General features: G+C 47.1%; 14 protein-coding genes. 6 read left to right on the top strand and 8 right to left on the bottom strand.

The annotated features are described in order from the left end of the window. Both CUJ83_RS14755 and CUJ83_RS14750 read left to right on the top strand, forming a co-directional pair. Complete coding sequence (locus CUJ83_RS14755; protein ID WP_230743221.1) at positions 1 to 324, top strand: DUF190 domain-containing protein; 324 nt, start codon at positions 1 to 3, stop codon at positions 322 to 324. Further along, positions 321 to 1514: an MFS transporter gene (locus tag CUJ83_RS14750; protein WP_230743220.1), complete on the top strand. Its 1194-nt coding sequence runs from the start codon at positions 321 to 323 to the stop codon at positions 1512 to 1514. Before CUJ83_RS14755 ends, CUJ83_RS14750 begins: the two co-directional genes overlap by 4 nt. A gap of 41 nt (positions 1515 to 1555) precedes the next feature. Here the strand turns inward: CUJ83_RS14750 and CUJ83_RS14745 are convergent, their stop codons facing one another. The 7 genes from CUJ83_RS14745 to CUJ83_RS14715 form a co-directional block, all read right to left on the bottom strand. Continuing rightward, entirely contained in the window at positions 1556 to 2248 is a 693-nt protein-coding gene (locus CUJ83_RS14745; protein ID WP_230743219.1) for an ATP-binding cassette domain-containing protein, read from the bottom strand. Then, positions 2241 to 3071 (bottom strand): ABC transporter permease, encoded by an 831-nt coding sequence (locus tag CUJ83_RS14740; RefSeq protein ID WP_230743218.1) that lies wholly within the window; start codon positions 3069 to 3071, stop codon positions 2241 to 2243. The genes CUJ83_RS14745 and CUJ83_RS14740 overlap by 8 nt, the downstream gene beginning before the upstream one ends. Continuing rightward, positions 3064 to 3831, bottom strand: a complete 768-nt coding sequence (gene modA, locus CUJ83_RS14735; protein WP_230743217.1) for a molybdate ABC transporter substrate-binding protein — start codon at positions 3829 to 3831, stop codon at positions 3064 to 3066. The genes CUJ83_RS14740 and modA overlap by 8 nt, the downstream gene beginning before the upstream one ends. A 248-nt stretch (positions 3832 to 4079) precedes the next feature. Next, on the bottom strand, positions 4080 to 5168 hold the full coding sequence (locus CUJ83_RS14730) for a formate--phosphoribosylaminoimidazolecarboxamide ligase (protein ID WP_255668607.1): 1089 nt from the start codon (positions 5166 to 5168) through the stop codon (positions 4080 to 4082). 239 nt (positions 5169 to 5407) lie between these two features. Continuing rightward, positions 5408 to 6190, bottom strand: a complete 783-nt coding sequence (locus tag CUJ83_RS14725) for a sulfide-dependent adenosine diphosphate thiazole synthase (protein ID WP_369424443.1) — start codon at positions 6188 to 6190, stop codon at positions 5408 to 5410. A gap of 70 nt (positions 6191 to 6260) precedes the next feature. Next, positions 6261 to 6932 (bottom strand): 2-phospho-L-lactate guanylyltransferase, encoded by a 672-nt coding sequence (gene cofC, locus CUJ83_RS14720; RefSeq protein ID WP_230743215.1) that lies wholly within the window; start codon positions 6930 to 6932, stop codon positions 6261 to 6263. Between the two features lie 405 nt (positions 6933 to 7337). After that, positions 7338 to 8231 (bottom strand): hypothetical protein, encoded by an 894-nt coding sequence (locus CUJ83_RS14715; RefSeq protein WP_230743212.1) that lies wholly within the window; start codon positions 8229 to 8231, stop codon positions 7338 to 7340. A 200-nt stretch (positions 8232 to 8431) separates the two neighbouring features. Here CUJ83_RS14715 and cofG point away from each other — a divergent pair, with 200 nt between their 5' ends. The 4 genes from cofG (at position 8432) to purC (ending at position 12614) form a co-directional block, all read left to right on the top strand. Then, positions 8432 to 9430 carry a 7,8-didemethyl-8-hydroxy-5-deazariboflavin synthase subunit CofG gene (gene cofG, locus CUJ83_RS14710; RefSeq protein WP_230743208.1) on the top strand — a complete coding sequence of 333 codons (999 nt, stop codon included), beginning with the start codon at positions 8432 to 8434 and terminating at the stop codon, positions 9428 to 9430. Continuing rightward, positions 9411 to 10460 (top strand): 5-amino-6-(D-ribitylamino)uracil--L-tyrosine 4-hydroxyphenyl transferase CofH, encoded by a 1050-nt coding sequence (gene cofH, locus CUJ83_RS14705; protein ID WP_230743206.1) that lies wholly within the window; start codon positions 9411 to 9413, stop codon positions 10458 to 10460. The genes cofG and cofH (CUJ83_RS14705) overlap by 20 nt, the downstream gene beginning before the upstream one ends. Before the next feature lie 124 nt (positions 10461 to 10584). Next, positions 10585 to 11631, top strand: a complete 1047-nt coding sequence (cofH, locus tag CUJ83_RS14700; RefSeq protein WP_230743204.1) for a 5-amino-6-(D-ribitylamino)uracil--L-tyrosine 4-hydroxyphenyl transferase CofH — start codon at positions 10585 to 10587, stop codon at positions 11629 to 11631. Between the two features lie 269 nt (positions 11632 to 11900). Further along, on the top strand, positions 11901 to 12614 hold the full coding sequence (gene purC, locus CUJ83_RS14695; RefSeq protein WP_369424442.1) for a phosphoribosylaminoimidazolesuccinocarboxamide synthase: 714 nt from the start codon (positions 11901 to 11903) through the stop codon (positions 12612 to 12614). Between the two features lie 914 nt (positions 12615 to 13528). On the opposite strand, the gene CUJ83_RS14690 is transcribed toward purC, so the two are convergent. Next, positions 13529 to 13759: hypothetical protein (locus CUJ83_RS14690; protein WP_230743201.1), on the bottom strand; the 231-nt coding region annotated here is incomplete at its 5' end.

Raw genomic sequence — 13759 nt, 5'->3', positions numbered from 1 at the left:
ATGTTTACCGAGGGAATGCTTCTCCGCATCTATATCTCCGAGACGGCGAAGATAAATGACCGGCCTGCCCATAAGTTCCTGGTAGAGTTTTTCAAGGATAGGGGGTTTCCCGGATGCACCGTTTTTAGAGGGATGATGGGTTTCGGCCATGAAAAGGAGATCCGGACAGTTGACGTGTTCCGCCTGTCTCTCGATCTCCCCGTAGTTATCGACGTCGTGGATACTGAAGAAAGGATCAACGAAGTTCTCCCTGATGTCGAAAAGATGATACATTGCGGCCTTGTGATAACCCAGAAAGTGAACATGATGAGAAAATATCCATGAACGGGCTCCTGGAAAAACTAGGGCGTTCATTGCCGGTCTCAAAAAGGACCGCCATATTATTCATATTATTGATGGGGACGGTCAGCCTTTTTTCTGACATGACTTACGAAGGGGCCCGTAGCATCAACGGGCAGTATATCGCCGTTCTTGGCGCCAGCGCCACGGCAGTGGGCTTCGTCGCGGGGTTCGGCGAGCTTATCGGGTATGGCCTCAGGCTGGTGTCCGGATATATCAGCGATAGGACTCGCCAGTACTGGACAATGACTATCATCGGCTACGGTATTAACGTTTTTGCGGTCCCGTTCATGGCACTGGCCGGGAGATGGGAGATCGCCGCCCTGCTTATGATGGCCGAAAGGCTGGGCAAGGCGATAAGGAGCCCGCCGAAGGACGCTATGCTGTCTCACGCCACTAAAGAAATGGGCCGCGGATGGGGATTCGGCATACTTGAGGCGATGGACCAGCTAGGGGCTTTGCTCGGCCCGACCATAGTTGCGGTCATCTTATTCCTGAGGGGCGATTATCAAACGGGTTATCTGGCCTTAGCGATCCCGGCCATTCTTGCGACTGCAGTACTGCTGGCAGCGCGATATCTTTACCCGCGTCCGGAGAGCTTTGAGGAGATCACGCCGAAGATGGAGGCATCCGGGATCAAAAAGACATTCTGGATATATCTCGCTGGTGTAGCCCTGATCGCAGCCGCATATGCCGACTTTCCATTGATAGCGTTCCATTTTGAAAAAACGGCGATAGCCCCGGATACGTGGATCCCGCTGCTATATGCTATCGCCATGGGTGTGGACGCGGTCGCAGCCCTTGTGTTCGGCAGAATGTTCGACAGGATCGGATTCAGGGTGCTGGCGGGCGTCGCTCTCGTATCGGCGTTTTTTGCGCCGCTCGTGTTTCTGGGAGATTTTAACTTCGCCATTTTAGGCATGATGCTCTGGGGTATCGGTATGGGTGCGCAGGAGTCCATCATGAAGGCAGGCGTCGCAGAGATAGTATCCGCAGATAAAAGGGGAACGGCATATGGTATTTTTAATACCGGCTATGGTCTTTTCTGGTTTATAGGGAGTGCGCTGATGGGAATATTGTATGACCTCTCCATATCCTATCTCGTGTTATTTTCAATAGGGCTACAATTAGCATCTGTTCCCGTATTTCTAATGATCGGAAAAAGTAAAGGGTGACGAATAATCTATTATGGAGAAAAAGATTAAAGGGCCGAGCATCAGTTCTTAAACAGGTCCTTGATAGCCTGCCCTTTAATTATCTCGAACGCCTCGTCCGGAGTGTTGATAGATATCAGCTTTCCTTTTTCCATTATGGAAAAAGTGTTTCCGATAAGCCCGGCTTCCCACGGGTCATGAGTGATATAAATGACGGGTATGTCAAACTCTTTTAATATGTTCTTGAATACCGGGAGTAATTGTTGCTTCTTCGCGTAGTCGACCTCTGTAAGAGGCTCATCGAGAAGCATGACCTCCGGTTTTGAAAGAAGGGCCCTGGCCAGGGCTACCCTGCACTTATATCCTCCGCTCAATTCCTGCGGCTTTTTATCAAGGTATTTTTCGAGGCCCAGCAGGCTTATGACATTTGCAAGGTCCTCTTTTATGCCCCGATTATTTTTTAGGCAATATTTTATATTATCCTCTACGCTCATATGTTTAAACAGAGCCGAGTTTTGAGGCACATACCCGATCTTCCTGTCTTCCGGCGGCAGTTTTGTCACGTCTCTTTTATTGATCTTTACAGCGCCTTCATCATTATCTACTATCCCTGCTATTATTTTTAGGATAGTGGACTTTCCGCTTCCGTTCAGGCCGATAATGACACGTATATCGCCTTTTTTGACTGACAGGGAAGCTTTGTCCAGGACCTTCCTTTCCCCGTAACGTTTTGATATATCAAAAACCTCAAGCATTTTTCTTACTCCTGCCCGGCAATTTGAGCTTTGACGATACTTCTTTTATCAACGAAGCGCCCCATTTTCCTCTCAGCCTGAGTATCAATACGAGCACAAGCGAGATCAACACGCAGAATGCGCTAGCCGTGACAGCCATTCCTGTCTCTCCTTCCTCGACCTTTGTGAAAACATATGAAGCCAGTACTTGTGTCATGCCAGGGACATTTCCTCCGAACATGATGACCGCTGCGAACTCACTCAAAGACCTCGAGAACGCGAGTATGAACGCGGAGAATATCGCTTCACTGAGCATAGGTATGACAACTCTTCTGTACGCTTTTGAAGGGCTGTCCCCCAGAGTTCTCGCCACGTCGATGGTCTCCTTCTCTATTTCGTCTATCGTGGACGATATGGTACGTGCCGCGAGCGGGTAAGATACAAAAAACATAGCAAGCGACACAGCCAGCAGCGTGAATGCCAGTCCTGTCGGGCCAACGAACCCAAAAGACTTTCTACCGAACGCCAGCAGGAGCGCAAGGCCTGCCACTGTATGCGGCAATGCTATCGGAAGATCGTTGGTGAAGTCTGCTATCCTGTACATGATAGAGTTTTTATGGAAGATGTAAAAATACCCGAAACCCAGCGCCAGAAATACGCCTAACAGCGCGGCAAATATTGCCGCAATGATCGTGTTTTGCGTACAGCTCCAAAAGAACGGGTCGCTTAACGTCTTATTGATACCATCTGCCGATACATTGTTTATTATCGCAAAGATGGGGTACAGTATTAAAAGTAAAAAAAGAGGGATAAATAAAAGCTCAAATAAGCTGACCTTACGCATATTTTTCCCAGCCGTATTTCGTGAACTCATCAGAATTCTCGATCAGATAATTCATGAAGTCCCGGGAAACGTCCTCTTTATCTCCTTTTATTAACCCTATGCCGAATATTATCTCGCCGCTTAAGCTGTTTGGATACTTTTCTTTATACGTAAGATTGTACAGAAGTGCAGTGCTGCCATACAGGAATCCTGCGTCAACCTCGTCGTTCTGTACCATAAGCCCGACCTGGTTAACTGTGCTCGGCCTCGCCTTTATGTTGCCTTTCTCATTCAGCTGGTCCCATAGCCCGAGGCTCTTCAGGACGTTCTCCGAGTATTTTCCAACAGGGGCATTAGGATCGCATACGGCGACCACGATGTTGTCTTTTGTCAGGTCGCTGGCTGTCTTGATGCCTTTCTTCTCGCCTGTTTCCGATACTACGAGAACTACGTTCTCATTCAGGAATTTTTGTGAATCGGAAAGCATGCTTTCATTTTCAAGTTTTTCTATGTATAGCCAGTCTGCGGAAACGTAAACATCACAGGGCTGCCCTTCCTTGATCTGCGAGTACAGGCCGCCTGAAGGCCCGTAGTTCGGCGTGATGTTGATACCTTTTTCCTTGCTGTATTTCGCTATGACCGTATCCATAGGCTTTTTCAAGCCTGCCCCGGCATAAACGTTTAAGTTCTTCTGCTCAGTTGTGCAGCCTGCCATGAGTATGGATGCTGCAAGTATCAGCAAGACAGCTGATACAAGTATAAATTTTCCACCAGAACGCATATTATCCTCCCACTTATCACATATAAAAATTGTAATCTAAATTAGTTAACAATTTTTTAAATATGTTAATACTTTTAATTAAAAGGTATCCGTATTTAATTTTTTTGATAAGTGAAAAACTATTACTGTATAATTATTTTTATTTTTTTAATAAAAAGATCTCAGGAAAAATTCAGTAAAAATTATTGGACTATAAAATGGAGATAAAATCTAACAATATAAAATAGATAAAGAGGCGAAAAGCCTCTTTATGTAAGTATGTCTTCGAGCCTGTTCTGCTTTATTGCCTCTTTGATCTCGAGACAGTAGCGTCTTCCCATGCTCATGCCCGGACCATACCTCAGGTATGAGTACGCGGAGCCGTTCATGAAGGTATTTGTACCGCCGTCCTGCCTTGCGGAGATCTCGAACGCTACGAACTCAAGGTTATCTGTGCACATCGTCTGGATACAGAACGCCCCAAGAAGTCCTGGCGGGACCATCTTTCCGGCAACTTCTGCCAGCCTGTCGCCCATGGCGAATGCCTGGTCAAGCAGCGATTCTCTTGCTACGACCGGGAAGTTACCTGTGACGACGTATGTCGGCTGAAGGCCTGCTTCCATCTGGTCTTTTGCAGGTATCCTGACAAGACCGTCGATGTTTGCCTCATGCCTTCTGTCCATACCCAGCATCTCTACCTCTCCCGTAAGCTGTGAGTAGAAGTAGTGCATGCAGTAGATGTCGCCCGCGACATATTCTTCTATGTGGGCCTTGGCCCTGTCCTCTTCGACAAGCCATCCCTTGTTTATCATGAGCTTCATCTTTTCATCGAAGCCCGCCGGAGAATCGGTGACGAAGTATCCTCTTCCACCTCTTGCTCCCGGGAACTTGACCATGCAAGCCCTGTCTATCTTGTCAGGGCCGTCGATCTTTAACGGCTTCCGTATGTTCGCGGCATCGAATAATTTTGTAACGCGGTCTCTTTCCGCTTCCCATCTAAGGATATTACGGTTACCCAGCATCGGCACCAGGAAATCGTTCTCGATCCTGTCAAGGCCGACATATGCTACAAAAGAGCCGTGCGGGATAATGATCGCGTTCATATCTCTGAGTTTCTGCTGAAGCTTTTCATCGTTGACATCCGCAAACTTATCAACGACTATATACTCGTCAGCTGACCTGAACCTCTGGTACGGGACTTCTCTACCTTTAGCACATATGGCGCATCTGCGAAGACCTTCGTCATATGCCCCCCTGAATACGTGTAATGAAGAGTGGCTGGCTATCGTACAGACCGTTATTTTGTTGGGATCATACTTTTTCAGAACCTCTTTGATCTCGTCTTTTGAAATCACCAAAGACCTCACCAAGTATTTATTGGCTAGATTATCATTTATACCTTTGTTTTATATTCGCTCTCCTGAAAAAATGGTCATTCAGTATGCCTAATAAAATATGGAGGCGCTGATAGGACAATGATTAAAAAATATTTTCTAATAATATCATAAATAATTATGATATTCCTGTCCTATTTTATGAATAAATTTGGTGTTATTTTATAAAAAGTATAAAAATTAAAGTAATTAAATTTTTTGTTTTACAATTTCAGATATTCTTTCGCCTTTTTGGCCGCGAGCTCGCCTGAAAGTAGCATTCCCCCGAATATCGGCCCCATCCTGTGGCCGCCGGACACTGCGTTCGCGGCCATTCCCGCGACAATAAGCCCGGGGTATACTTCTTTTGTCGTGGATAGCAGTACTTTCTCGCCAACATCCGCCCACATGGACTTTTCCCCTACCACTCCGCGGCCTTCGTTCAGTCTTTCGGCAGATACTTTTCTCTGCACTATACGGCATACGTCCGCATCATGTCCCGTCGCGTCAATAACTACCTTTGAGCTTATCGATAGCGGGTCCACGTGCAGGCCTGCCATTTCCACAGCAGTCCAGTTTATCACCAGGCCTGTTATTGTGTCGTCCTGCCTGATCATGACGTCCTCGACGCTCATCAGGTTAAATATTTCCGCGCCTGAATCTACAGCGGCCGCGGCAAGCTTTCCGACAGCCTCTATGGAGTTGGCAAGATAATAGCCCGGCACGTACTCACGATACCTTATATTGAAATCATCGAGGATCCTGAGAGCCTCCTTTTGAACAACTATACGGGGGTACATCATACCTCCTCCCCACATGCCTCCGCCTACCGATAGCTTCCTCTCGAATACGGCGACTTTAGCTCCGGACCTCGCCAGATATGCCGCGCATACCAGGCCCGAAGGCCCTGCTCCCACTATGCCCGCATCTATCTCAGTATAGTCCAGAAAGGTCTTTGAAAAATCATCGATGATAGCCTTAGATATCGTTACTTCACTAAGCTCCATGTTATCACATGGCATAGTATGGTGAAATTAAATATAAACCTAACGTACTCAATTTATGATAAAACTGGTTTTACTCGGTGGCCGCATATTTCTTTGCCGGCGCATGAGCTACTGTGACCGGGCCTTCTTCGCCGCCGCGGACAACTTTAACTCTTCCTTTGCTCGTATCCAGTTTGGTTATGGAACGCAGATATCTTGAAGCATCGCCTTTGCCGTGGATATATAGCTCCACAAGGTCGCCGACCTCGTCAATGTCGCTTGAGGTGTTGAACGAATCGAAGACCTCTACGCTAAGGCCGTTATCTGCCGCTATCCTCACGTGGTCCAAAAAGCTCGCACCGTAATAGTCAACGTGATACTTCTTCGGATGCCTGATGAACTGCACGTTGGTGCCGCCTCCGCGGCCGGGGGAGATCACGATCTCGGCAGGGCTGTTCAGCATGTCGGCTACATTCTTGTGCGATATGAGCGGGACGTCAGCCATGACGATCATGACCGGCTCGTCCTGTACGCATAAAAAGTCGTTAAGGGCCGAGTTCAGGTCTTTCTCGCTCACTATGATCTCGGCATCCCATTCGAAAGGCATTGTGGTCAGCAGCGTCACCTTGAGCCCCGAATCCTTCAGTGTCCTGGTGATGTCCTGAAGCATAAGCCTGGCGAGAATAGTGCGTTCCTCTACCGTAAGTAAAGATGATAGCCTCGATTTTGCATTTATCACCTTGAACGGGACAATTGCCTTCATTGAGATATACAAAAGCATTTAAAATTTAAATACTTTAGCTGAACGCAGAGCAATAGTAAAAAACTCCGGGTGTTGATATCATAGTCTTTATGATAGTACAATCCCGGTCATTCGATATACGAAGGATTGTATTTGTTAACCACTAAGCGTACGAAGGCGAACAAGGAACAAAAAAATTTTTTTAAGATATACTAATTTTTTAAAAGAAGTCCTTTGTGTTCCTTGTTTGCCTTTGTGCGCTTTGTGGTTGGAAGCCGTGTGCTTGTTCGCCTTTGTGCGCTTTGTGGTGAAGAATGGTGTTCAGTCTTCCCTTTGTATACGCGGCTGCCTTATAAGCTTCTGATGCTTCCTCATTCCTCCGGATTTAAAAACAATGAATTAAATGTACAGGACATTTATCTCCGGCTAATCCTTGAGGTACTTGAAATAGATGAATGCCCATGCTATTAAAAACCCGGCGCCCGCAGCTACCGCCAGCCATAATCCGATACCTGATAGCTGGTTCGTTGCCCCTTTACCGGTGCTGTTATCATCATTATCCTGGTTCAGTATAGGCGCGGCGGCAGAAGGGCTTACTTTACCGGGCGCAGGGCATGGCGTGATGATCTGCTGCCCTGTTTTATTTTTTTCGGGATCAGATAAGGGGAGCGCTGTCGCACTAACGCTCAGGTTTGTGATCGTGCCTCTGATAAAGCTGTCCCCGTCACCTGTCATTAAATGTATCACGAGATAGCTGTGCTGTTTATGATCGGACGTCGCAAGGCATTTGCCGTCGACTGAAAGTATAAGCCCGTCGCCGGCCGTTATTATCTCTACATGATGCTTTCCCTGAGGGAAGTAATTCAGCCCGCCTATCTGCTCATGTATGTATGACCACACTCCGATGCCGAAGGCCGCGTCGTCTATCAGGCTTGATTTCGACACGGTGACGTTCGGCTTTGAGCCCATCAGCTCTATCAGTAGTATGTTCGATTTATTACCGGTGTAAAGCTCGTAATCGAAAGAAGCGCGGTCAAATCCATAAGGCACATAGCAGTAAAGGTAAAGGTCTTTATAGCCCATCTCTTTCGCGCAGCCGATGAATACGTTCAGCCCGCCCTCCGAGATGGTCCCGTTGGCGCCGCCGCCCACGTAAACCGTCGCATTATAGAATTCCCCTATGTTTATGAGGCCGTCCTGCCCGTCAACGGGGACATAGACGGTCGCGTTTTGAAAATCGCTTATGGCAGTCATGCTATCGTTCCCCGGGGTATTATAGTCTGCCGCAAAAGCGGTAAGGGAGAAGGAGAGCATGATCATGAAAGCTAGGGGTATCGAGTATCTCATAAGTATACCTTGGCCTATAGGGGCCTTTTTACACTATTGTATAAAAATTTACTGTTCCTGCTAGGGTACGTCGTATAAGGACAAGATTTTAAACTTTGCGCGTCAAGCACAAGAATACTCATAAATATGAAGCGAGCCGTATAAATGAAATAAAGCAAACGGCCGGGGAAAAAATGTCCGAGAATGATGGCATAATAACTTTTACAAGGAACGTTTTCATACCTGTGACGAACATGTGCCGCAATAATTGCGCATATTGCGGCTTTAGAAGAGACATCGGCAGCGGCGAGGCATACATAATGACGCCGGAGTCCGTCAGGGAGACCTTGAGAAAGGCGGCGGAAGCTGGCTGCGTTGAGGCTCTGTTCACATATGGGGACGCTCCCGATGATGAACTATTCGGAGACCGGATAAAAGAGTTCGGCTATGGATCTCTTTCAAAATATGTATACGACCTTTGCCTGGACGCGATCGAGCTAGGGCTCCTTCCTCATACCAATGGCGGCGTAATACCCCGCGATGATCTAAAAATGCTGGGCGAAGTGAACTCCAGCATGGGGCTGATGCTGGAGACGACGGCAGATCTCGAAGCGCATGCGTTGAGCCCGTTGAAAGACCCTGCGAAGAGGATCGGGTTCATAGAGGACGCAGGCCGGTTTAAAATACCTTTCACCACGGGAATACTGGTCGGCATAGGCGAGACGTGGGCTGACAGGAAAGAAGCTCTGGAGGTCATCGCCGGCCTCCATAAAAAGTATGACCATATCCAGGAGGTCATCGTCCAGAACTTCGTCCCGAAATCATATACCCGGATGGGTAAGGTTGAGCCCCCATCAGTCGAGGAAATGATAAAAGTGCTAAAAATGGCAAGGGACATCCTGCCCGAGGACATATCGCTGCAGGCGCCTCCTAATCTCACATCTCACTTAAATGAGTTCCTTGCGGCGGGCGCCGAGGACATCGGCGGAATATCCCCCGTGACTCTTGATTATATCAATCCTGAATGCAGGTGGCCCACGCTGGACGAATTAAGGTCTATGGGGCTGAACCTGCGTGAAAGGCTTCCCATCTATCCAAAGTATATAAAGAAAGGATGGTATGGTGACAGGATAAAGGACCTGATAAAATTCTATTCGGACGAGGAAGGTTACCGTGCTGAAAGACATATATGAGCGATCGCTCGCGGGAGAAATAACGAAAGACGACGCTTTTAGGCTTCTAAAAGAGAACCCATTCGAGGTTTTCGACACCGCTGATAAGCTGAGGGAAGAACTGGTAGGCGACGTAGTGTCCTATATCGTCAACAGGAACATCAATTTTACCGATATTTGCATAGGGGATTGCAAGTTCTGCTCGTTCAGGAACATGATAGGCTACATGATGACTACGGACGAGATACTTGCCAAGGTGGAAGAGGCTAAAAAACTGGGTGCCACAGAGGTCTGTATTCAGGGCGGGCTATTGAATGATATGTTCCTGGATGACTATGTGGACATGGTCAGGGCCATAAATACAAAGTTCGACATCCACATGCATGCATTTTCTCCGATGGAAGTTTACCACATGAGCAAGTTGTCGGGGGTATCTGTAGAACATTCACTTAAAGCCTTAAAAGAGGCGGGACTTGGATCGATGCCCGGAACGGCTGCCGAGATCCTGGATGACAGTATCAGGTCGATCATCTGCCCGGGTAAGTTAAAGACCGCCGAATGGGTGGACGTAGTCACTAAAGCGCACAGGGCCGGAATACCCACCACAGCGACTATCATGTACGGCCATATCGACGAGTGGAAGCACAGGATAGATCACCTTTTCATCGTCCGGGACATACAGAGAAATACTGGCGGCATAACCGAGTTCGTGCCTTTGACCTTTATGAACAGGAACAACGTCCTCGGCAATAACTCTCCGGGAGCCAGCGGAATGGACGACCTCAGGATGTATGCGATTTCCCGTATAATCTTCGGGAAGGACATCAAGAACATTCAGGCCTCATGGGTGAAATTAGGCGTTAAGCTGGCGCAGGTGGCGTTAAACTGCGGCGCCAATGACCTGGGCGGTACGCTGATGGAAGAGCGGATATCAAAGTCTGCGGGCGCTACATCGGGAGAGTACCTGTCGAAGAAAGAGCTGCAGGCGATCATACGAAGCGCCGGAAGAGTGCCGAAACAAAGGACGACGCTTTATAAATATCTGGATTAGCCGGCTATCACCGCTTTCTTATATCTTTTTTACTTTTTCCTGTATGTTTTTTTAAGTGATGTTACGACAGGATATTTTATTATGTATAAGCTCTGTTAATTAGGCTATTCTTTGAGGGCTGACGATGTTAGAGGGCATATATGAAAGATCGCTGGCAGGGGATATCTCAAAAGAGGATGCTCTTCGCCTTTTAGATGAAAACCCGTTTGAACTTTTCAGGCTGGCAGACGAACTGCGTAAAGAGATCTCGGGCGACATAGTTACTTTTGTCGCCAACAGGCTCGTCAATATCACTGACAGGTGCATGATAGGCTGTAAGTTCTGCTCATTCAGGAACCATATAGGGTATCAGATGAACATGGAAGAGATATTGAAAAGCGTAGGCGAGGCAAAGAAGGTCGAGGCTACCGAAGTATGCCTTATAAGCGGTATCATGCCATACATGGACGTAGACTTTTACTGCGATCTTTTCAAGGCCATAAAATCATCCTATAATGTCTCCTTGCACTGCCTTTCTCCAATGGAAGTATACCATGCGGCAAAAGCATCGGGCGTCACCCCGAAGGAAGCGTTGAAGGCTTTCAAGGATGCAGGCCTCGACACGCTGACAGGCGCCGCCGCAGAGATACTTGTGGATGAGATCCGAGCTAAAATATGCCCTAACAAGATAAAGACAGCGGAATGGATAGATATTATCAAGGACGCCCACAATGTGGGGTTCAAGACCACTTCGACGATCATGTACGGCACCATCGAGTCATGGGAAGACCGTATCGATCACATGCTCATTTTAAGGGACATACAGAGGGAAACGGGCGGCTTCACGGAGTTCGTACCACTCACTTTCATGCATAAGAACAACGCTTTATCGGGAGATTCGATAGGTGTCAGCGGCATGGACGACCTTAAGCTGCACGCTCTGGCGAGGATCATCTTCGGCAGGGACATTCCTAACATACAGGCGTCATGGCCAAAGATGGGAGTAAAGCTCTCTCAGATAGTCCTCTGTTGCGGGGCCAACGACATGGGGGGCACCATGATGGAGGATAAGATAACGGTAGCGGGCGGCGCAGATCATGGCGAATACCTCTCAAAGGATGACATGAGAAGGATCATAGGCCAGATGGGGCGCATACCCAGAGAGAGGAGCACGGTATACCAGTACTTGTGAACATCCTCATCTTTTTTCTATGCGGGAGAATCAGAGTAGTTGCAGTCGAGTCACTGTCGCTGGAAACCTGGTTCAGGCGTATTACACCTGACTTTGATCATTGACCAATGAAAAGATATATCTCAAGCCCTGTCCATAAAACAACAAAAGGACTTAAGACAACAAGTATATACTTATAGACGATAATCAAGTCTCCACAATTTGTAATAACATTACCGAGACATAGATCGTAAGTTATTGTGGTTATTAAAAGGTGGTATCAGCATATGATTAAAGGCGAGGCACTCTACGGTGGAAAGGCAAAGACCGTCTACGCAACATCGGACCCGAAGCGCTACATTGTAAAATTCAGGGATGACATCACGGCTTTCGACGCGGTCAAGAAGGCCAACTTAAAGGGTAAGGGATATTACAACGCCCAGATATCCGCAAAGCTGTTCAAGGTTCTGGCCGATAATGGCATCAGCACTCACTTCATAAAGATGGTCTCCGAGGACGAGATGCTGGTCCACGCCTGCGACATGATCAAGATAGAGGTCATACCGAGGAACATCGCGGCGGGCTCTATTACTAAGAAATACCCGTTCAAAGAGGGTGAAAAGTTCGAAAACCCGATAATAGTCATGGACTACAAGAACGACGCGGCCCACGACCCAATGTTAAACGATGACATAGCCATTACGCTGGGGCTTGTCACTGAAAAAGAACTGCGTAAGATAAGAAAGATAGCTCTCAGGGTTAACGAGGTCCTTCAGGAGTACTTTGACGAAAGGGGCCTTGTACTGCCAGACTTCAAGCTCGAGTTCGGCAAGATCGATAAGAAGATCGTGGTCGCCGACGAGATATCCTGCGATACGATGCGCCTCTGGAAGAAGGGCACCGGACAGAGCCTGGACAAGGACGTATTCAGGTTCGACAAGGGCGACCTGCTCGCGGCATACGAAGAGGCTGCACGCCTTATCGTGCCGGAAATCTTTAAGTAACTCATTTTATGCATCGGGTGAATCCGATGCAAATTTATAATTTTTTCTTGCTCTAAGTACTCTGTCTCGCAATTTCTTTAATAAATGGTGTTTCATCTTTAATCAAGTCCACCACAAAGGTAACCAGGGAACGCTAATTTTCACCACGAAGGGCTCGAAGGGCTCGAAGGTCGACCATTTTTACCACAAAGCGCACAAAGGCGAACAAGTACCACTAGTTTCTACCACGAAATCTTTGATGAGCGGGGTATCGCTCAGGTTTTAAGAATGAAAGAACGTGTTGTACTTACCCGGTCTTTGAGATGAAGTTTTTTATGTTTGTTCCTGTCGGATGGCAGGTAGACACGTAATTTCACAGAAACACGGAAACACAAAAATTTTTTTATGATTTTTTAAGGGCTCAAAGACCCCAAAATCTTACTCACTAAATCACGAAGGGCTCTAGTATCACTGTCAATGCTCTAATATCCCTAACGCTCGGCTCAACGCACAAACTTCTCTAATTCACCAACGCTAAAACAAGGCCCGAACATTCTCCAAGAGCACGAAGGTTTAACTGCACGGTTGACGTTTCACGATCGATATTCATGTTGATGGGATCAGGGGTACACAAACCGGGATATTAAATTTTTGTGTTTTTGGAGAATGTTCGGGTTTTGTTTTAGCGTTAGTGTATTAGAGCATTTCGAGCATTAAACCGGGCATTTGAGACCTTGGCGCGTTGACGGTGATACTAGAGCCCTTCGTGGTTTTTGCGAGTGAATCTTAGGGTTTTCGTGACCTTAAAAAATCATATAAAAATTTTTGTGTTTCCGTGTTTCTGTGAGGTTATGTGTCCACCTGCCATCCGACAGGAACAACGCCAGAGCATCGATATCAGAACAGATGTTATATGCCCATTTTTACAGAGACCATCAAAAGTTTTTCATGGGAGCGCTCAAAGGGGCACAAGGGTACACAAAGGACTTTTTTAGAAGGTTATAATATCTATTTAAAAAATTTGTGTACCATTGTGCCCCCAGTAGTTCCGTTGGTTTGCTTGTGGTTGTTTGGTTAGGGGTTGTGTTTTTTTGTTTTTTGTGTGTTTTTTTGTTTGTGTTGTTGTTTGGTGTTTGGTGTTTTTTGTGTTTTGGTGTCTTTTTTAG

The organism is Methanooceanicella nereidis (genome assembly GCF_021023085.1).
Lineage (GTDB): Archaea > Halobacteriota > Methanocellia > Methanocellales > Methanocellaceae > Methanooceanicella > Methanooceanicella nereidis.
Note: the sequence above shows the minus strand (reverse complement) of the source record. Positions and strands in the feature narration are given on the sequence as shown.

Excerpts from the sequence above, each read along its gene's own strand:
- CUJ83_RS14755 (WP_230743221.1), top strand. The coding sequence starts at position 1 with ATGTTTACCGAGGGAATGCTTCTCCGCATCTATATCTCCGAGACGGCG.
- CUJ83_RS14750 (WP_230743220.1), top strand. The coding sequence starts at position 321 with ATGAACGGGCTCCTGGAAAAACTAGGGCGTTCATTGCCGGTCTCAAAA.
- CUJ83_RS14745 (WP_230743219.1), bottom strand. The coding sequence starts at position 2,248 with ATGCTTGAGGTTTTTGATATATCAAAACGTTACGGGGAAAGGAAGGTC.
- CUJ83_RS14740 (WP_230743218.1), bottom strand. The coding sequence starts at position 3,071 with ATGCGTAAGGTCAGCTTATTTGAGCTTTTATTTATCCCTCTTTTTTTA.
- modA (WP_230743217.1), bottom strand. The coding sequence starts at position 3,831 with ATGCGTTCTGGTGGAAAATTTATACTTGTATCAGCTGTCTTGCTGATA.
- CUJ83_RS14725 (WP_369424443.1), bottom strand. The coding sequence starts at position 6,190 with ATGGAGCTTAGTGAAGTAACGATATCTAAGGCTATCATCGATGATTTT.
- cofC (WP_230743215.1), bottom strand. The coding sequence starts at position 6,932 with ATGAAGGCAATTGTCCCGTTCAAGGTGATAAATGCAAAATCGAGGCTA.
- CUJ83_RS14715 (WP_230743212.1), bottom strand. The coding sequence starts at position 8,231 with ATGATCATGCTCTCCTTCTCCCTTACCGCTTTTGCGGCAGACTATAAT.
- cofG (WP_230743208.1), top strand. The coding sequence starts at position 8,432 with ATGTCCGAGAATGATGGCATAATAACTTTTACAAGGAACGTTTTCATA.
- cofH (WP_230743204.1), top strand. The coding sequence starts at position 10,585 with ATGTTAGAGGGCATATATGAAAGATCGCTGGCAGGGGATATCTCAAAA.